Source organism: Candidatus Njordibacter sp. Uisw_058, from assembly GCF_047730065.1.
Lineage (GTDB): Bacteria > Pseudomonadota > Gammaproteobacteria > Pseudomonadales > Balneatricaceae > Njordibacter.
Genome location: NZ_CP159829.1, coordinates 2,246,831 through 2,266,015, shown reverse-complemented (window position 1 = coordinate 2,266,015; position 19,185 = coordinate 2,246,831). Strand labels below are relative to the sequence as shown.

General features: G+C 44.7%; 19 protein-coding genes. 6 read left to right on the top strand and 13 right to left on the bottom strand.

Annotated elements, in window-relative coordinates:
• Positions 1-5: 5 nt before the first annotated feature.
• From glpE to ABXT59_RS10565, 7 genes are all read right to left on the bottom strand, one after another.
• The gene (gene glpE, locus ABXT59_RS10595) at positions 6-326 is read right to left on the bottom strand and encodes a thiosulfate sulfurtransferase GlpE (protein ID WP_443636082.1); all 321 of its coding nucleotides are present in this window, start codon (positions 324-326) and stop codon (positions 6-8) included.
• Positions 327-427: 101 nt separating this feature from the next.
• On the bottom strand, positions 428-1,246 hold the full coding sequence (locus ABXT59_RS10590) for a symmetrical bis(5'-nucleosyl)-tetraphosphatase (RefSeq protein WP_443636081.1): 819 nt from the start codon (positions 1,244-1,246) through the stop codon (positions 428-430).
• Between the two features lie 13 nt (positions 1,247-1,259).
• Positions 1,260-1,646, bottom strand: a complete 387-nt coding sequence (gene apaG / locus ABXT59_RS10585; protein ID WP_443636080.1) for a Co2+/Mg2+ efflux protein ApaG — start codon at positions 1,644-1,646, stop codon at positions 1,260-1,262.
• Between the two features lie 8 nt (positions 1,647-1,654).
• Entirely contained in the window at positions 1,655-2,461 is an 807-nt protein-coding gene (rsmA, locus tag ABXT59_RS10580; protein WP_443636079.1) for a 16S rRNA (adenine(1518)-N(6)/adenine(1519)-N(6))-dimethyltransferase RsmA, read from the bottom strand.
• 22 nt (positions 2,462-2,483) lie between these two features.
• Positions 2,484-3,458, bottom strand: a complete 975-nt coding sequence (gene pdxA, locus ABXT59_RS10575) for a 4-hydroxythreonine-4-phosphate dehydrogenase PdxA (RefSeq protein WP_443636078.1) — start codon at positions 3,456-3,458, stop codon at positions 2,484-2,486.
• Positions 3,459-3,475: 17 nt separating this feature from the next.
• Positions 3,476-4,780: a peptidylprolyl isomerase gene (locus ABXT59_RS10570; protein WP_443636077.1), complete on the bottom strand. Its 1,305-nt coding sequence runs from the start codon at positions 4,778-4,780 to the stop codon at positions 3,476-3,478.
• Complete coding sequence (locus ABXT59_RS10565) at positions 4,764-7,076, bottom strand: LPS-assembly protein LptD (RefSeq protein ID WP_443636076.1); 2,313 nt, start codon at positions 7,074-7,076, stop codon at positions 4,764-4,766. The genes ABXT59_RS10570 and ABXT59_RS10565 overlap by 17 nt, the downstream gene beginning before the upstream one ends.
• A 248-nt stretch (positions 7,077-7,324) precedes the next feature.
• Here ABXT59_RS10565 and djlA point away from each other — a divergent pair, with 248 nt between their 5' ends.
• From djlA to ABXT59_RS10535, 6 genes are all read left to right on the top strand, one after another.
• Positions 7,325-8,122, top strand: a complete 798-nt coding sequence (djlA, locus tag ABXT59_RS10560) for a co-chaperone DjlA (RefSeq protein WP_443636075.1) — start codon at positions 7,325-7,327, stop codon at positions 8,120-8,122.
• Positions 8,123-8,153: 31 nt separating this feature from the next.
• Positions 8,154-8,822, top strand: coding sequence for a ribulose-phosphate 3-epimerase (gene rpe, locus ABXT59_RS10555; protein WP_443636074.1), 669 nt, complete (start codon positions 8,154-8,156; stop codon positions 8,820-8,822).
• 9 nt (positions 8,823-8,831) lie between these two features.
• Positions 8,832-9,497 carry a phosphoglycolate phosphatase gene (locus tag ABXT59_RS10550; RefSeq protein WP_443636073.1) on the top strand — a complete coding sequence of 222 codons (666 nt, stop codon included), beginning with the start codon at positions 8,832-8,834 and terminating at the stop codon, positions 9,495-9,497.
• 131 nt (positions 9,498-9,628) lie between these two features.
• On the top strand, positions 9,629-9,892 hold the full coding sequence (locus ABXT59_RS10545; RefSeq protein ID WP_443636072.1) for a Trp family transcriptional regulator: 264 nt from the start codon (positions 9,629-9,631) through the stop codon (positions 9,890-9,892).
• A 7-nt stretch (positions 9,893-9,899) separates the two neighbouring features.
• On the top strand, positions 9,900-11,261 hold the full coding sequence (locus ABXT59_RS10540) for an anthranilate synthase component I family protein (RefSeq protein WP_443636071.1): 1,362 nt from the start codon (positions 9,900-9,902) through the stop codon (positions 11,259-11,261).
• Positions 11,258-11,905 carry an anthranilate synthase component II gene (locus tag ABXT59_RS10535; RefSeq protein WP_443636070.1) on the top strand — a complete coding sequence of 216 codons (648 nt, stop codon included), beginning with the start codon at positions 11,258-11,260 and terminating at the stop codon, positions 11,903-11,905. Before ABXT59_RS10540 ends, ABXT59_RS10535 begins: the two co-directional genes overlap by 4 nt.
• 89 nt (positions 11,906-11,994) lie before the next feature.
• On the opposite strand, the gene gnd is transcribed toward ABXT59_RS10535, so the two are convergent.
• The 6 genes from gnd to ABXT59_RS10505 all read right to left on the bottom strand — a co-directional run bounded on the left by gnd (position 11,995) and on the right by ABXT59_RS10505 (position 19,167).
• Entirely contained in the window at positions 11,995-13,443 is a 1,449-nt protein-coding gene (gene gnd, locus ABXT59_RS10530; protein ID WP_443636069.1) for a decarboxylating NADP(+)-dependent phosphogluconate dehydrogenase, read from the bottom strand.
• Between the two features lie 126 nt (positions 13,444-13,569).
• Positions 13,570-14,442, bottom strand: coding sequence for a carbohydrate ABC transporter permease (locus ABXT59_RS10525; RefSeq protein ID WP_443636068.1), 873 nt, complete (start codon positions 14,440-14,442; stop codon positions 13,570-13,572).
• Entirely contained in the window at positions 14,439-15,359 is a 921-nt protein-coding gene (locus tag ABXT59_RS10520; RefSeq protein WP_443636067.1) for a carbohydrate ABC transporter permease, read from the bottom strand. Before ABXT59_RS10520 ends, ABXT59_RS10525 begins: the two co-directional genes overlap by 4 nt.
• Before the next feature lie 209 nt (positions 15,360-15,568).
• Positions 15,569-16,915, bottom strand: coding sequence for an extracellular solute-binding protein (locus tag ABXT59_RS10515; protein ID WP_443636066.1), 1,347 nt, complete (start codon positions 16,913-16,915; stop codon positions 15,569-15,571).
• A 64-nt stretch (positions 16,916-16,979) separates the two neighbouring features.
• A complete protein-coding gene (locus ABXT59_RS10510; RefSeq protein ID WP_443636065.1) occupies positions 16,980-18,074 on the bottom strand; it encodes an ABC transporter ATP-binding protein in 1,095 nt (364 codons plus the stop codon).
• A 190-nt stretch (positions 18,075-18,264) separates the two neighbouring features.
• Positions 18,265-19,167, bottom strand: a complete 903-nt coding sequence (locus ABXT59_RS10505; RefSeq protein WP_443636064.1) for an NAD(P)-dependent oxidoreductase — start codon at positions 19,165-19,167, stop codon at positions 18,265-18,267.
• Between the last annotated feature and the right edge of the window lie 18 nt (positions 19,168-19,185).

The following is a 19,185-nucleotide window of genomic DNA, read 5'->3' as shown; positions in this document are numbered from 1 at the left end:
GATTTTCATAGTGAGTTGCAATGCTCTGGATACTGCACGCAATAGGCAGTGAAACCTCCTTCAAGACTATAAACCTCATCAAAGCCTTGCTGGGCCAAAAAGCCCGCGGCTTGAATGGAACTGATACCATGGTAGCAACAAACGATGATGGGTTTGTCCATGTCTGCTTCACGTAAAAAGTCTGGTAGGGTATCGTTATCAATGCGTTGACTATTTTTAATGTGGTGTTGTTGGTAACTATTGGCATCGCGGATATCGACGAGGTAGGCACCTTGGCTAACCTTGTCCAAAACATCAGCTGGGGCAATGGAAGTAACTTCAGACATATTTGATTCCTATAGAGTCTCATCAGCAGTGTAGTGCTTGTAAGTGATTTGTGCAATTCTGTATTAGAGAAAACTAATGATAAGGAATTGGCTAAATAAAGTTAAGCTTTTTGGCAACTTACGGTAAAGCATTGACCGTCTTCTAAACGCATTAATTTCAGATGACCACCCCACACACAGCCCATGTCCAGGTTGATCACATGGTCTTTTCCCGTTTCACCCCTTAACGCCGCCCAGTGGCCAAACACTTGTCGTGAGGTCACTAAACTAGGCACATTAAACCAGGGCATTAATTCGGTCTGTAGAGCATCTGCACCAACATAGGCCTTACCGGTTTGAACGAAATCTAACTGGCTAGCAGAAGTAATAAAACGCATGCGAGTGAATGAATTAGTAATGCAGCGCCAGCGGTCTATGCCTTCCAGGTTATCATGCCAAAGGTCTGGTTGGTTGCCATACATATTAGCGAAGAATAAAGGTGCAGTCTCGCTTTGCAATAGCGTGTGTAACTCTTGGGAGAGCTTCTGGGCTTGCCGCAAGTCCCAGCATGGAGGAATGCCTGCATGTGTCATTACCGTATCAAGCTGAGCATCATAGTGCAGCAGCGGTTGCTGTTGTAACCAAGTTAACAGGGCTTCACGGTCGTGGGCTTCAAATATTGGTTGCAAGGTGTCATTGGGTTTTAATTGGGCATTTTTAGCGTGTAAAGCTAGCAAGTGAAGGTCGTGGTTACCCAATACAACTTTGGCTTGGTCACCAAGGGCTTTGATGAAACGCAAAGTCTCCAGTGATTGTGGGCCACGGTTAACGAGATCACCCGCCACCCAGAGGCAATCATCCTCACTAAAGCCAACTTGCTTTAGTAACGACTCTAGGGCTGCTAAACAACCCTGAATATCACCTACAGCGTAACTAGCCATAATTTAAGCCCAGTTAGTGCAGTGCGTTGGGATAAGACAATGTAAAAGCTGGGATGGGCGCGGTAAATTCGTGTCCATCCGCAGCAATCATGCCATAAGAACCGCGCATGCTGCCTACTTTAGTTTCTAACACGGTGCCACTGGTGTACTGATGCTGCTGGCCTGGTTCAATAATGGGTTGCTGCCCCACAATACCTTCGCCAGAGACCTCTTGAATTTTTCCATCACCATCAGTAATAATCCACTTGCGACTCATGAGTTGGGCACTTTGCAGACCACTGTTGGTAATAGTGATCCTGTAGGCGAACACGTAGCGGTTGCGGCTCGGGTCAGACTGTTCGGCAAGAAACTCGGTTTTTACGCCTACGTTAAGGTCATAATTATTACTTGAGGTACTCATTTTTAGCTTTAGCTCGATGTTTGGGTCAATAAATTACTAATGGCGACAAATTCGCCCACAGTTAAACGTTCTGAACGAATGCTAGGGTCAATGCCCAAACTTTGCAACTGTTCATCGCTCGCAATGCCCTTTAGATTGTTACGTAAGGTTTTGCGGCGCTGGGAGAAAGCGCTCTTTACTAACTGCTCAAAATGTTTAAAGTCTAGGGCTGTATGAGGTAACTCCGTGTATGGTGCCATGCGTACAATGGCAGAATCTACCTTAGGCCGAGGATCAAAAGCCTCAGGTGGGACCTCAAACAGGCTATCGACTCTACAAAAGTACTGCGCCATAATGCTGAGACGGCCATAATTATTGGTGCCTGCGCCCGCAGCCAAGCGCAGCACGACTTCTTTTTGCAGCATAAAATGCATGTCAGCAATAAGGTTGGTGTAGCTGAGTAGATGGAAAATCAATGGAGTAGAGATATTGTAGGGCAAGTTGCCCACAATGCGCAGTAACTCAGCATCTGTGCTCAGACTCGCAAAATCAAACTTCAGCGCATCCGCTTCATGAATGCGTAAGTTTTTGCCATAGCTCGCAAAAGAAATACGCAGATGAGGCAATAAATCACGATCCAATTCAACGACGTCAAGGTGGCCAGTCGTGGCTAATAAATGCTCAGTAATTGCACCCAGGCCTGGGCCAATTTCAACAATTTTTTGATCAGCTTTTGGCCGAATGCAGGCCACAATATGACGAATAATTCCCTGATCATGCAGGAAATTTTGACCAAACCGTTTGCGCGCTTGGTGTTTCTTTTGGGGATGAGCCATAAAAATCTCGTGTCTTGGCAGTCTAATGATGCCGGCAAAGTTGCATTGCGCTTTGCACAGCTTTTAACAGGCTGCTACTTTTGGCTTGTCCAGTACCGGCTAAATCTAGTGCAGTGCCATGGTCTACTGAAGTGCGAATAATGGGTAAACCCAAAGTTATATTGACCGCGTCGCCAAAGCCCGCGTATTTGAGCACGGGTAGACCTTGGTCGTGATACATCGCAAGGATAACATCTGCCTTGGCTAAGTTTGTTGGATTAAATAAGGTATCAGCAGGCAAAGGACCCACAAGGTTTAAGCCTTTGCTGCGCAACTGTTCTAAGGTTGGGATAATCACGTCTAACTCCTCCCGTCCTAGGTGGCCATCTTCACCTGCATGGGGGTTCAGGCCACACACATAAATACAAGGGTGGGTAATACCAAATTTTTGCTTCAATTCAATATCAATAATCTGCAGAGTTTGACTTAACCCAGTTGTGGTAATGGCCGCAGCCACATCTTGTAATGGCAAGTGGGTGGTTGCTAAGGTGACACGCATGGCGTCACAAGTGAGCATCATTACCACTTGGTCCACGTCACATCGTGCTTGTAAATATTCTGTGTGGCCACTAAACGCAGTGCCAGCTTGGTTAATAATCCCTTTGTGCACAGGGGCGGTCACCATGGCGTCAGCATGGCCATTAAGACAGGCGTCACAGGCTATATTGAGGGTATTTAACACATAGGCGCTATTGTCAGCGTCTAAGTGCCCAGCACGGCTTTCAACCTTTAAGGGCACGTGCAAGACTTTAAGTTGGTTGTGAGCTGTTGGTGTTAAGCTTTGCTCTAGGCTGGCGTAACAAAAATCGATGGATAAACCCAGTTGTAATGCACGATCTTGCAATAGCCCCATGTCTGCCACAATGATAATTTCAGCATCCTGCAGGGCAGAACTATGTGATCCTGCTAGGGTTAAGCAGAGTTCTGGGCCAATACCTGCAGGTTCGCCTGCAGTCACCAGTAATCGCTCCATAGTTAGCGGATCTCTATGTAAGCTTGATTGCGAATTTCGCGCAGCCAGCTTTCTAGCTCGTTAGCAAATTTACTTTCTTTTATGGCGCGTTTAGCCTGAAAACGCAGGTTGGCTTGGCCTATGTCTTGAGTGCGTCGCTCTGTAACTTGCAGTAAATGCCAGCCTTTATCACTTTGTATGGGGGAACTCAGTTCTTCTATAGCTAGCTCGTCTGTTGCTTTTTGCAACACAGTTGGAAGTTGGTTGGTGGATAGCCAGCCTAAATCACCCCCACTGGGTGCTGAATTCGCATCATCACTAAAGGTGCGGGCAAGGTCATAAAAGTCGCCCCCATTCACCAAGCGTTGGTGCAATTCGTTAATTAGTTTTTGGGCTTGGCTTGTTGAACGAATTTCATTGGGCATGATCAAGAGATGGTTAACTTTGGTTTGAGCCACAGTTTGAACACTTACACCACGTTTATTGATTAACTTAATTAAATGAAAACCACTGCTGTTGCGGATGGGAATGCTAACTTCTCCCACACTCATGGTTTTAATCGGTTCTGCAAATAACTTAGGCAGTTGACTGCCTTTGCGCCAACCCAAGCTACCACCTTTTAAGGCATTTAAAGCATTAGAGTAGGTGGCAGCAAGGCTAGCAAATTCAGTACCTTGATCAAAGGCCTTTGCGATAGCATCTAACTTTTGTTGGGCTGCAGTTAATTCTTTGGCATCTGGCTGGGCACTTAAGCCGATTAAAATATGACCAATGTCATACTCTGTGTCAGCTAATTGCTGGCCTTGATTGGATGCTAAATAGCGGTCTACCTCATGTTCACTGATGCGGATACGGCGATTGACTGCACTTGTTTGAATTTCATTGATGGTCAGTTCTTGGCGAATTCTGTCTCTAAACTGTATCATCGTCTCGCCCGAATCAGTGATGGCTTGAGTAAGTTGGTCAAGGGACATCTGATTGTTTTTGGCGATACTCTCTATGGCTAATTCCAAGCTTGGGTCGGCAATGTAGACGCCTTTTTTGGCGGCTAACTGCAGTTGCAAGTTTTCTATGATGAGCTGGTCTAACACCTGACTCTTGAGCGTCTCGATATCGGGTGCCTTGGTATTACTATTCTTGAACTGTTGTTTGATTTTCCCAAGGCGAGTGTTGAAGTCCGTTTGTAAAACGATATCGTCATTAACGATGGCAGCTATGCTGTCCAACTCTTGTGCTGCAGCCATTGTGAAAGAAGCTGATAAAGTTAAGACTAAACCCAAGCCAAAACCTAAGTTTGCGCCTAAACCCCATTTACTGAGTGTATTCATTGTAGCCTGCAATTCCTTTCATAACGTCTCCCATGGACACTTTTTTGCTGGGAGTCAATTGTTTGTTAGTTTGTCCGAGGCCCTTGAGTGATAGCTCAAAAAAGATGCCGTGTTCTATTCCTGCTCCTGAGCCAATGCCACTGACTTGATCTACCAACCAATGGCGGTTAACTAAACTGGCTTGCCAACAGCAGTTGGCATATCTCACGCCCACAATCTCATCCTGTAGTTGCTGATTGCGAATGTCTTCTTTGCGTTTTGCAACTAAAGTCCACTGCGGTGCTAAAGGCCACATGAGAGACGCCTCAGCTTGCTGACTGCCCCTATTAATTTCAGTGTACTTAAAGTCAATCACTTTTCTATTACTAGGTTGATATGTCATGTAGGCACTGGTGGAATTGACACTGCTAAAGTCAGGGCTCCAAGTGACACTTAGATTAGACGTCCATTCACGACTAAAATTATAGTCTATGGCGCCATAAATGGGTGACAAAGTTTCAGTGTTCCTCGCGCTCGCATTGCTTGCTTGCACTTGACGGTCGCTAAGATAGTGCATCTGCGACACTGATAACTTAGCTTTTTGCCAACCTTTGGCATTTAAAAATTGGCTGTCTAGGCCAACAGTGACTCGGTTGGTGTCACCTATGCGGTCAAAACCGTTAAATCGATTAGGACCATATAAGGCGCTGCTGGTCTCACTAGTATCAAAAATAGCCATGTCGTCTTGCTGTTGATAGGGTGTGTAGGCGTAATACAGCCTTGGTTCCAAAGTTTGCAAATAGCCACCAGAAAGTTCCTTTTCAAATAATAAGCCACTATCAATTTCAAACTGAGCAATGGTGCGAGTCTTGTTTGAAGTAATGTTAGTGGGTGTATCACTCAATTGGTAATTTGTAATGGGTAGGCTGATTTTCGGTTTAATAAAACTATAGTTATTAACCCAAGCAGTGCTCAGGCTCGGCACTAAGTGGGTCCGAATTCCAGTCATCTTATTGCTGACCGTTAGGCCAGTAGTATCCCGAGTGAAACGGCTCAAATCGACAAAATAATTAGCATTAATAGCTTGATGATTTTGATTGATAACACCCCCTCCAGCAACAGTGGCATGGGGTAATTGGTCGTATGCAGGCACGCCAGAACCCCCATTTTGACGGCTAATAATACCTAAGCTAGCGGTGTCCAAAATAGGAGTCTTGCCTTGGTAGTTAAGCGCTACCTTACTAATAATAGAAGTCTTTTCTGTGACCTCGTGAGCTAAATTATAATCGTCTAGTAGTTCAAAATCACTGATGCGTTTAACGTCAATGGAGCTGGTGAGCTGAGCACTAATTTTGGCCTCGTTGTTGTAGTTTAGCAACCATCTTTTCTTGTCTGCATTAAGATCATCAATGGCGATATCAAGCTCCAATTCCTGCTTGACCCCATGACCTAAATGCCTAAATTTAGTGTTTAAACTGCTGCCACCCAGTTCGGTAAACCTTGGGGTGATTAGGGCATCATAATTGGGTGCTAAATTGAGGTAGTAGGGAGTCGTTACATCGAGTCCTGTTGACCTTCCACTTTCTAAGGTAGGGAACAAAAAACCTGACCGGCGCTGATCATCGATAGGGAAGCTCATCCAGGGTAAGTAAAACACAGGCACTGCACCAATTTTTAAAATGGCATGCTGAGCCTCACCCATGCCAGATTCTGGATCAAGGTCTATCTGATTACTATGAATAGCCCATGTGTTGTCACCGGGCGCACAAAAGGTAAAACTACCCTCTCGCATGGTGACTGTGTCATCTTGGTGGTATTCGATAGTTTGGGCGCCAGCTCGCAGTTCGCTGCTAGGGACCGCAAGCTGTGCTAAGTTAAGTTGGGCTTCAGAGTTATTGGTATTGAACTGAGCAGACTGACTCTGAATAATCATATTAGGCCGGCGCATGGTGACATGGCCCTCAATATCCACAAAGCCATCATTCTGGTCAAAGCGTGCAGAATCACCTTTAACTTGTCGATCGCCTTGGCGGAACTCTACATTACCTTGAAAGTGGTTGATGCCCTTGTCGTACTCACTGTTATCAGCATCGGTATACAGTGGTTGTGGGTCTGTACTGAGTTTCTGCTCTGAGGGACTGGCCTGATAAGGTAAATAATACCCCGAACAGAAGTCATCAGAATTCAGAGTGGAACTCACATTTTGCGATTGCCAGTCAAGACTCACCGGTTCGTGGTCTGCTGTTGCTAAAGTGCCTAAGCTGCCTGTAAAAAGAAAAACGAGTATCAGGCGAAGGCTTGGTGCTGGCATATGCATTGACAAAAGAAACCCAGTAATTGAAAACCAAAGAATTGGTCTGCCTAAAATTTAAAGCGTAAGTTTAAACCAAAATTAAAAGGATAGGTGCTTCCAAAGCATGGAAATTATAAAAAAGTGTTAATTTAATCGAGTTATTTCATGAAATTATGGTCCCTCTCTGTGGCGCTTGCTGTTCCAGCGATTTATTATAGGGCGAGTTTTTCAACACAGGTGGATATGTGAATACTTATAGTTTTGGTGCCAACATGGCACGCCACAGAACCGGATTAGTGCTAGGAGCCCTGATTGGCTTGACTGGTGGGCCTTCAGGTATGTTATTTGGTGCGGCCATTGGCTACTATTTAGATAAGCTCATTCGCAGTGTAGCGGGCGTCGAGGGCTGGACTCAGGCCAAAGCCCAAACTGCTTTTTTTGACGCTACTTTTTGCGTTATGGGCAAGATCGCTAAGGCTGATGGCCAAGTGACGGCCGAAGAAATCCAATATGCTGAAGCTGTAATGACGCGAATGCAGCTCACAGATGATCTGCGCAAGCGGGCCATCGAGTGCTTCAGTCAGGGTAAAGAAACGGCGTTTGATTTAGCCCAAGTGTTAGAACCCCTGCGCAGAGCATTGGTGAATAACGCATCTGTAAAGCAAATGTTTATTGAAATTCAATTGCAGGCAGCCCTTGTTGATGGTGCTTTTAGCCAAGCAGAAGGCCGCGTGCTCACCCAAGTGTGCCAGTTATTGGGTATTACTCAACAACAATTTGAAGCAGTGGCTGAACGTATGAAGGCTGAGCAGTCATTTCACAAAAGTGGGGGCCAAGGTCAGTTTGAAGGTTCTGGCAATGCTGGCCTAAAACAGGCTTATGGTGTTTTGGGCGTGGATCAGAAATGTGATACCAAAAGCCTTAAAATGGCCTATAGAAAATTGATGAGTCAGCATCACCCTGATAAGTTAGTTGCCCGTGGCTTACCCGATGAAATGATGCAAATCGCTAAGCAAAAAACCCAAGAAATTCAGGCTGCTTATGACGCCATAAAGCAGTCACGTAAGTAAATTATGTCACCATTGACTGGATCCTAAACCCATGACTGATTTTAAAATAGCGCCCTCCATCTTAGCCGCCAATTTTGCCCGTCTAGGTGAAGAAGTTGAACATGTGCTGGCGGCGGGGGCTGATATTGTGCACTTTGATGTGATGGATAATCATTATGTGCCTAACCTCACTATTGGACCGATGGTCTGCAAAGCATTGCGCGATCATGGTATTACTGCGCCGATTGATGTGCACTTAATGGTGCAACCGGTAGATCGAATGATTGAAGAGTTTTTGGCAGCGGGAGCCAGCTATATTACCTTTCACCCCGAAGCGAGTGAGCACATAGACCGGTCCTTGCAACTCATTAAAGATGGCGGTGCTAAAGCGGGCTTGGTATTTAACCCAGCCACCCCTTTGCACTTTTTGGATCATGTTATGGATCGGTTAGATATGATTTTATTGATGTCAGTCAACCCTGGCTTTGGTGGTCAAAAATTCATCCCTTCCACATTAGATAAGTTACGTTTGGCGCGCCAACGTATCGAATCATCAGGACTGGATATCCGACTCGAGGTCGATGGTGGTGTGGGTGTCGACAATATCGGCGAAATTGCCCGAGCAGGTGCTGACACCTTCGTTGCAGGCTCAGCTATTTTTAATACAGATGACTATCAGGCAACCATCGATTTGATGCGTAAAGAACTTGCCCAAAGCTGATTTCAGATTATGCCCCCACTTTTTGATATCTTAGGCTTTGAGCCCAAGTTAGTGCTGTTTGATTTGGATGGAACCTTGCTCGATAGCCTGCCTGATTTATACTCAGCTAGTGTCTCCATGGCCCAGAGCCTCAACATTGCCGTACCCAATTTAAACCAAGTGGAGCAATGGATAGGCAATGGAGCGGGTGTCTTAGTGCAGAGAATTCTTGCCAATCAACTGCACACAATGACCATAGATGCTCGATTAGATGAGGCTCTAAAGCATTTTATGGAGGCCTACCAGCAATTGGGTAATAAACAGAGCCGTCTATATGATGGTGTAGAGGGTTTATTGGGTGAGTTACATCAATCAGGGGTGCGCCAAGGGGTGATTACCAATAAACCCAGCCGTTTTACCGAGCCTTTGTTATCGCAGTTCGGCATCCTACATTATTTCGACTTAGTGTATTCAGGTGATTCTTTTGCCGAGAAAAAGCCCCACCCAATGCCTTTGTTAAAAGCTACTCAACAGATGGGCTTTGCTGTAGATGAATGTTTAATGGTGGGCGATTCTAGCAACGATATTAATGCAGCTAAGGCGTGTGGCATGCCTTGTTTGGGGGTAAGGGGAGGCTACAATCATGGTCGTGATGTCGCAGAGTGTGAGCCAGATTGGGTGATTGATCATTTTTAATATCAGGCCGTTGCCTTTGGTCTATGCAGTTATATCTTGGAAGTCTGTTTATTTTGTGCTAATGTACTAGTACGTTGATGCGGCTTAAGTCGCGTTATTATTTGCCAGTTATCATTCGTCAGTAACTCCTTATGACCACTAATCAGCCCCTCGCGTCCGTTGTTACATACCTTATGGCTCAAACCACTGACGAGCATATGTTGGGAGCGCTTAAGGGCTTATTAACCCCTTATGAGCAACAAGAGTTGGTCAATCGGTTGCAAATTTTTGAGTTGTTATCTCAAGGGGTGTCACAACGCCAAGTCGCACAACAACTTGGAGTGGGCATTGCTACTGTTACCCGAGGTTCACGAGCCCTACAAGCTGGAAGTTATAAAATTGATTCGTCCCAATAAAATAAAAATGGCCCGTAAGCCAAGTTACACAACAGTGGCGTCTAGCTGTGATTTTTTTGAGTTATTTAAAAAAATTGAGCAACGTTTTCAAACCTGTTACATGCTGGAATCTCTAGGTGAGGACAGTCATATCTCACGTTACTCCCTGATTGGCTTTGACCCTGAAAAGATTTTTTGGGCCAATGGTCAAGAACTGCATATCAGTGATCGCAGTGGACATGTTGAATCTTACCAGAGTGATAATCCCTATTACCTTTTGCGTGACATTGTGCCGCAAAATATTATTAGCCGACGATATGCTGGGGGGTTAACAGGTTACATTGGCTACGATGCTATGAATTATTTTGAACCAAGTCTAAGCCTCACTGCGAGTGATGCGTTTGATGCGTTCAAATTTGGCTTGTACAAAGATGGCCTTATTTACGACAAGATGACTGGAGAGTTGATTTACTTTTACTATGAAGATAATCGCATTGCTTTAATTGAAACGCTCATTGACGCTCCAAGTCCCAACATTGGTGGTCTAAAGGTGGTGCCTCAAGGCGAAGATATGAGCCGTGCTGAGCATGCCGCCGCGGTTAAAAAAGTTAAAGGTGACATTGTTGAAGGTAAGATATTTCAGTGTGAAGTAGGCTTTAAGTATCGCTTTGACATGCTCGGTGAAAGTATTAATTTATATGAGCAATTACGCATTATTAACCCTTCTCCGCAAATGTATTACATTAAATTTGCTGAGCAAAAGATTATTGGTGCCAGTCCAGAGTTATTATTCCGTTTGCGCCAAGGTGAAATGGAGACCTATCCCTTAGCTGGTACTACCAAACGCGGAGCGACTCCAGAAGAAGATACGGCTTTAGCGCGCGCCTTATTGAACGACCCCAAAGAAATCGCTGAGCACAATATGATTGTTGACTTACATCGCAATGACATTGGCCGCGTTGCCCGTTTTGGCACTGTGAAAGTGCGCAGTTTAATGGATATCAAGCGCTTTAGTCATGTGCAGCATATCTCCAGTGAGATCGTGGGCATCATGGCAGAAAATGAAGATATGTTTTCTGCTTTAGCCAGTAATTTTCCAGCAGGCACCTTGACCGGTGCGCCTAAAATTGAGGCCATGAAAATCATAGACGAATTAGAGTTAGATGGTCGAGGTCCCTATGGTGGGGCTGTAGGCCACTTTGGTTTTAATGGTGACTGCACCTTTGCCATTCCCATCCGCACGATTTTTGCCAATGGCTCTAAAGCCTATGTTCAAACCTGTGGTGGTAATGTTTTTGATTCAAATTCAGAAGATGAATACCAAGAAATCCAACGTAAATTTGCGGGTACCCTAAAGGTGTTAGAACAGTTTATGGGGGCTGAGTCATGAGGCAAGACACACCCAAGTTTACTGTGTATTTGGTCGATAACTATGATTCCTTTACTTACAATTTATACCAATACATCGGTGAAGTGCTGACCACGGCTAAATTGAACAACCAAATTGGAGACTTTGAAGTGATTGTTGCGCGCAATGATCAAGTCACAGTGGCCGATATTGAAGCTGCTCATACTGATCGAATTATTATATCCCCAGGCCCTGGTTCACCAGAGGATGAGAGCTATTTTGGGGTGTGCGCCCAAGTCATTACAGAATTAGGCCCCACAATCCCTTTGCTGGGCGTGTGTTTGGGGATGCAGGGTATTGTGCATTGTTTTGGGGGCAAGGTCGTGAAGGCTTTCGTGCCAATGCATGGCAAAGTCAGCCCTATCAGCCACGATGGCATGGGTATTTTTAAAGACATACCCGACCAACTCGAAGTTATGCGCTATCATTCATTAATGGCCGCAGCAGAATCCATGCCTGATTGTCTAGCGCTAACCGCTGTGGTGGGTGATTTGGGGTCGGATAGTTACGAAATCATGGCAGTGAAGCACAAGCAGTTCCCTATTCAAGGCATTCAGTTTCACCCAGAATCTTTTGCGACAGAAGGTGGTAAAGAACTTATGAAGAACTTTTTATTGGCTTCTTAGTTTGTTGTCGTCTACATGCATTAGGTCGCACTCAAGGCCAATTTAAATTTGGCCTTGAGTGAGCTTACATGACGATAAGTTCAATAACATTAAACCAAATAGGTAGAGGCCGAGGTTGTGCCCCCTCTTCCGGTCCAGTTAGTATGGAAAAACTCGCCCCTTGCCTGATCCATTCTCTCATAGGTATGGGCACCGAAATAATCTCGTTGGGCCTGTAGCAGATTGGCGGGTAAGTGCTCTGTGCGATAACCATCATAATAGGCTAGCGCCGAAGCCATGGCAGGCATGGGGATACCCAACTTAACTGATTGCATAATTACCCGCCGCCAAGCCGCCTGAGCAATTTCTATGGCCTGCTTAAAAAAGGTATCGAGCATGAGATTAACTAACTCAGGGTTATGATCAAAGGCGACCTTAATATCATCAAGAAACACTGATCGAATGATACAACCACCGCGCCACATTTGAGCGATCTGACCGTAATTGAGCTGCCATCCATGTTCTAAAGCTGACGCTCGTAGTAATTGATAGCCCTGCGCATAGGACACTATTTTAGAGGCATACAGCGCCTGCTGTAAGTCATCAATAAATGCCGTTTTATCACCTTCAAAGGCTACTGCTGGGCCATTTAGTTGCTTGGCCGCATCTTTTCGTTCGTCTTTTAGGGCTGACAAGCAACGAGCAAAAACGGCTTCACCGATGAGGGTCACAGGTTGACCAAAGTCTAGGGCTGTTACCGCGGTCCATTTACCAGTGCCTTTTTGTCCAGCTGCATCGAGAATATGATCGATGACCACCTCACCATTGTCGTCTTTGAAACCCAAAATATCAGCAGTAATTTCAATTAAATAGGAGTCAAGTACACCCTTATTCCACTCTTTAAACACCGAGTGCATGGCTTCGTTAGATAGACCCAGCCCATCTCTCATAATGTGGTAGGTTTCACAGATCATCTGCATGTCACCGTACTCAATGCCGTTGTGAACCATTTTTACAAAATGCCCCGCACCATCCTCACCCACCCATTCACAGCAGGCTTCACCTTTATTGGTTTGGGCGGCAATCTTTTGAAACATGGATTTGACCAAGGGCCATGCTGCGGATGAGCCCCCTGGCATTATGGATGGGCCAAGCAAGGCGCCCTCTTCGCCACCAGAAACCCCAGCCCCAACATATAACAGGCCTTTGCTTTCGACATAGCTGCAGCGCCTTATCGTGTCAGGGTAATGGCTGTTACCACCATCGATAATCACATCACCCTGCTCGAGAAACGGCACCAGCATATCGATGGTATCATCAACTGCTTGGCCTGCCTTGATCAAAATCATAACTTTACGAGGCCGCTCAAGACTCATGCAAAGTTGCTCAATACTCTGGCAGCCTTTAATGTTTTTATTGGCACCACGACCTGCTAGAAAACGATCAATTTTATCCTTAGTACGGTTAAATACGGCAACAGAAAAACCTTTGCTGTGCATATTTAATACTAAGTTTTCACCCATAACAGCAAGGCCAATGAGGCCAATATCTGCTTTCATATTAATGTCCTTTTAATTACCCACTGTGTTGCTGTGGTACCCTAACCATGGGTTGCCTCAAGGCCCACATTATACATGATTTTTATGCTAAGCCTTAGTGACTGCCACTATGCCACTGACTTGATATTAGCCTTTGACTGCTCCAGCAGTCATGCCAGTGATGATTTGTTTGGAAGCCACAAAGGTGAAAATAATAGGAGGAATTGCCAGTAGCATGCCTGTTGCCATGATCACACCCCAGTCAATGTCATATTCTGTTAATGAATTAACGATGGTCACGGGCACTGTTCTTGTGTCCCTGTTAAGTAGGGCGTTAGCGAGCAGAAATTCGTTCCAAGCAATGCGAAAGGTAAAAATAGCGGCAGCTGCTAATCCAGGCGTGATGACCGGTAAAACCACTAAGAAAAAAATCTGTAGTGGATTAGCACCGTCCATTTTTGCGGCTTCTTCCAATTGCATAGGCACCTGCACAATGAAACTTTGTAATATCCAAATAACAAAAGGTAAGTTCATGGCCACATACACTAAAACGATGCCAGCAAAGGTGCCATCTAGGCCATAGTTAAAGGTCCAAATACCAAAGACGGGCACCAAAAGTACCGCTGGAGGCACCATACGCATCATTAAACTTGTCATTGATATGGTGCCACGGCCCATGAATTTAAACCGGACTAAAGCGTAGGCCGCCATGCAACCCAGTATCAGAGTAATGGCTGTTGACATTAATGCAATAAATATTGAGTTGCCCAAAGCACGGGAAAAGGTAGGATTACAATAGTCAACATTTACGGGCTCATACCAAAGTACATCACACAAGACAGTCTCATAGTTTTGGAGTGTTGGCGAAAACCACAGGCTGCTAGCATCACTCATAATATCTACATTAAGTTTGAGTGACGTTGTGACCATCATGATAATAGGCCCTAATGACATCACTAATAATGCCACCATAAGCGCATAAAAAGCCGGGTTTTTAGGTCTCCCAACTGTTCTTGTCATGGGCTAGTTTTTCCTATTGCATTGAATGATTTGGCTCTGTGTTGCTCTATAAAGCGGTTGTAGAGAAACATAGAAAGGGTTAACAACAGGAGTAAGATGAGCAAATAGTTAGACATGGCAGCCGCCACTCCCAATTCTCGAAACTCTGAGGCCGTGCGAGAAATTCGTAAAGCGATAATTTCAGTGGATAATCCAGGGCCTCCATTGGTCATGACTAAAATAACTTCCAATACTTTAAAGGCGTCAATTAAACGCAATAATAGCGTCACAATTAAAACAGGCATCATCAATGGAATCTTGATGTAAAAGGCTTGTTGCCAGGCATTTGCACCATCCATGCGTGCCGCTTCAAGGGTTGATCTTGGGAGGGACTGTAACGCAGCAAGGCAGAGGATAAAGATAAAAGGTGTCCATTGCCAAATGTCGGCAATAATGATGGATATTAAAGCCCAAGTTGAATCAGATAGCCAGGGGATGGACTCAAACCCAAGACTGTTTAAGGTCCGATTAAATACACCAATACTAGGGTGATACATGTATCGCCACATGAGGCCAACCACAATAGGAGCAATCATCATGGGTAAGATAAAAATGGTTCGCAGCGCAGACATGCCGCGCATATTTCTATCCAATAATAGTGCGAGGCTTAAACCCAAGATCATTTCAATAAAGACGACACTAAAAGCAAATTTGAGAGTCACCCATAACGACTCTCTAAACGCATAATCTTGCCACAGGGTTGAATAGTTTTTCAGTCCAACCCAGTCTGCCTCGCCAATTAACTGACTAGGGTTCCAGTCGAGAAAGCTGGCATACATCATATAACTAATGGGATACAACAAACCAAGGGCTAAAACCAGACCAGCAGGGGCTATAAAAAAATAGGGCGTCAATTTATTTAAACTTGAAGACTTCATTAATAGATACCTAAAAATGCAAACCCTGTTTAATTTTAAACCTATATAAACAAATATAAATAAATATATATGAAGACAAACAGAAGATAAAAAAGTTAAGTTAAGTGCTGATCTGCACGATCACTCTTGTGTCAGGCATAGGCGCAATAGCAGCCTATACCTGCACAACTTATCACTCTATTTGGGTACTTACAGTTATAACACTCAATTTAATTCCAAGTGTAATACCCTGCATCCTGCATGATTTGCTTGGCACGCTCAGCAACGCCATCAAGTGAACTTTGAATATCAGCATCTTCTGTGAGTATTTTTGAAAGGGTGGTCCCTAAATCAGCATTTATTTTTCCCCAAACAGGGATAATTGGGCGCCAATCGGGGTCAGCATCTTTAAGTGCCTCACCAAAGGTTTTCATGTGTGGGAATTTAGCATTCACTTCGGCATCACTATGAGTTGAATAGCGCGAAGGGTTGCCACCTTGCAGAGCAATTAGCTTATCTGCCTTTTTAGAGGTTAACCATTGCATTAATAAAAATGCCGCTTCTTTGTTCTGAGCATTTTTTGGGATCGCAATTCCAAAACCGCCCGTTTGTGAACCCTTGCGCACACCCATAGGGTGGGGTGCCCAACCTATCTTACCCACAACCTTTGACTTGCTTGGGTCATTGACCTGTCCAGCAAATACGGTTGAATCGAGAAACATTGCTGAACGCCCTTGCAAAAAGGAGGCCCCAGCTTCGGCAAAATCAAAGGCTCTTGAACCTTCGGCACCACAATCAACAATTGTTTTTAAGGCTTCAGCAGCTTGGACACCGGCTGCATTATTAACAATGGGGTTCCAAGCATCATCAAAAATACGGCCTCCTAAGGGAGATAGATGCAATAAAAATGCATGGCTAGCGTGATGTCCTGAAGCAGCCCTAGAGGCTAATCCACCCATCCCAGGTTCAAGCTGTGGAATCTTACAAGCAAGTTCTAACAGTTCATCGTAAGTCTTAGGCACGCTTAAATTGTGTTTTTCAAAGATGTCCTTACGATAGCCTAAAATTGACGTTTCAGAACCAAAGGGTAAGCCAAACATAGAACCAGTAGGGCCTGGCAAATAACCTTTATGACCACCAGCAATACCTATATTGGCCACATACCCCTCAATTAAGTCTGGCGCATCATAAGCAGGGTTAGATAGCCGTGGGTTCATGAAATAGCGGGCTAAATTTTCCAGTTGATCGGCATAAACATAATCAGCTTTAGAAAAAACAACATAGGCTAATAGATCATAATCACCTTTTCGCTTGGTCAACTCCAGCGTCTGCTTTTCTCGCATTTTCATATACTGAAGCTGGTCCACTTCAACCTCAATACCTGTCTCTTTAGTAAATTCAGGCAACACTTTCATCACTGCATTGTAATGGGGATGGGCTGGAAAATTAACTACCAGGCGTGTGCCTTTATAGGCGTCATAAGGGCCCGCGTGTGCGGCATTAAAAGCACCAGTCGCAAGACCAAGTGCACCCACCACTACCAGAGTAGATTTAGCAATTTTTAGTATCATAGACATTGGTTTCTCCTTTGAAACACATTTCTAACGTCGATAAGTAATAGCCTACATGTCCTGTTTTATATCAGTAAATCGCAAGCTCAGTATTTCGATCAAACACATAAACATCGGGTGGTTTGACCGAGAATTTGATGTTGTCTCCCACTTTAAAAGAATGCTGAGAATTAACCTCAACCAACACTCTGACACTATTGACTTCAGCAATCAGTAGAGACTGTGATCCTGTGTATTCACACACTTTTATTAGCAGTGTTAATATGTGTTCACTGGTTTCATCCGCTGTGGCTACTGGCAACAGTGCCGACGGACGAATGCCTATGGTGACCTCACCAGAAGATGGTAGCTGGTGTTTATTTTGGAGATCCTTGACTGGTAAGCTAAAAAAAGCACTATGCGCTAACAACTTACCATTTTCTTCAACCAGTGTGGCGTCCATGAAATTCATCGGTGGCATACCCATAAACCCAGCAACAAATTTATTGGCGGGAGTTTCAAAGAGTTCTTGGGGCGTGCCATGTTGCTGAATGCTCCCCTCTTGCATCACCACAATCCGATCACCTAAAGTCATGGCCTCAACCTGATCATGAGTGACATAGATAATATTTTTCTCAATCTTATCGCGTATTATGGCTAATTCGGCTCTCATCTGTACGCGTAATTTGGCATCTAGATTTGATAAAGGCTCATCCATTAACAGACTAGATGCGTCTCTCACCAATGCACGGCCCATGGCAACGCGCTGCCTCTGTCCACCTGATAACTGACCTGGCTTTCTGTGTAATAGTGTTTCTAGCCCTAACATGGCAGCTACATTATTAATCCGTTGACTAATTTCAGCCTTTGGGTATTTGGCTAATCGCAAGGCAAAAGACATGTTTTTTGCAACATTCATGTGGGGATAAAGAGCATAGTCTTGAAACACCATAGCCACATCACGTTCGATAGGTTCAAGCTGAGAGATATCTTTACCATTCATTAAAATTTGGCCCGAAGTCACCGTTTCTAAGCCTGCCACCATTCTTAATATGGTGGATTTACCACAACCAGACGGTCCTACAAAAACAGTGAACTCATGGTCTTCCATAATAAGATCAATGCCATGGATGATTTCTGCAGAGCCATATGCTTTTCTAAGATTTTTAAAGGTAATTACAGGCATGCATTTTTGCTCATTGTCATATAGCCGGGTGCGCCATGTTTAAGCGAGTGAAATAGGTCGACTTATCAATGCTTTGAACTAATGTTAAAGCTTTACTATAAATTTAACACGTTAAAATTTCAAAAATTATGATTTAAATTTTTAATGGTCAGATTAAGTAAAGTATTTTGACATTTCACTTAAGAGTCAGCTATTTTGGACAGCTTTGTTCATTATTTAACTCCACCCAAGCCAAAATTCCAGCTTGGTCTAGTCCGCCAAGATCAGCGTCAACCATCCCTTGCCATTGGCTTAGACAGGCTTGGTTAAGGGGCAAATTAAGTTCGCAGCTTTGTGCCAAGTCGGCTGCTTGCTGCAGATCTTTCAGCTGAGTAGTGGCTCGAGCGCCAGGGGTGAATGCCTTGTCGACCATCCGCTGGCCATGCAGCTGTAAAATTTTGCTATCGGCAAACCCACCCCCTAAAGCAGCTCTGACTTTGGCTGGATCAGCACCATTTTTTTTGGCTAAGAATAATGCTTCCGCCACGATATTGAGGGTGGCTCCAACAATCATTTGATTGGCTGTTTTGGCTAATTGACCACAACCGTTACCTCCTACATGTGTGGTTTGTTTGGCCATGGTATTAAACAAAGGTTGGGCTCGTTCAAGTTGAGCTGGGTGGCCACCTGCCATAATCGATAGGGTACCTTGCTGCGCACCTATTTGGCCACCCGATACAGGCGCGTCTAAAAAGTGTGCCCCTTTTACTTGGGCCTGCTTGGCAAGGGTTTGGGTGAGATCAAAGCGGCTAGTGCCCATGTCAATAACCAAGCATCCGGGGTCAATATGACTGAGTAAACCCTGCGCACCGAGCATGACGTCTTCTAGGGCTGTGGAATCGGTCACACACACAATAATAATATTGTTTTTTACTATTTTTGCTAACTGTACTGGGGTTTGAGCGTAGGTTGCGCCAAGGGCGACCAATGGCACTGCTTTGCTCGCTGTGCGGCTATGAATACACAGTGAATAACCTGCTTTTATTAACTGTTTAGCCATGGCGTGACCCATTAAACCAAGGCCGATGAAACCTACAGATGGGATGGTGTTCATGATAAGCTGCCCGAATAT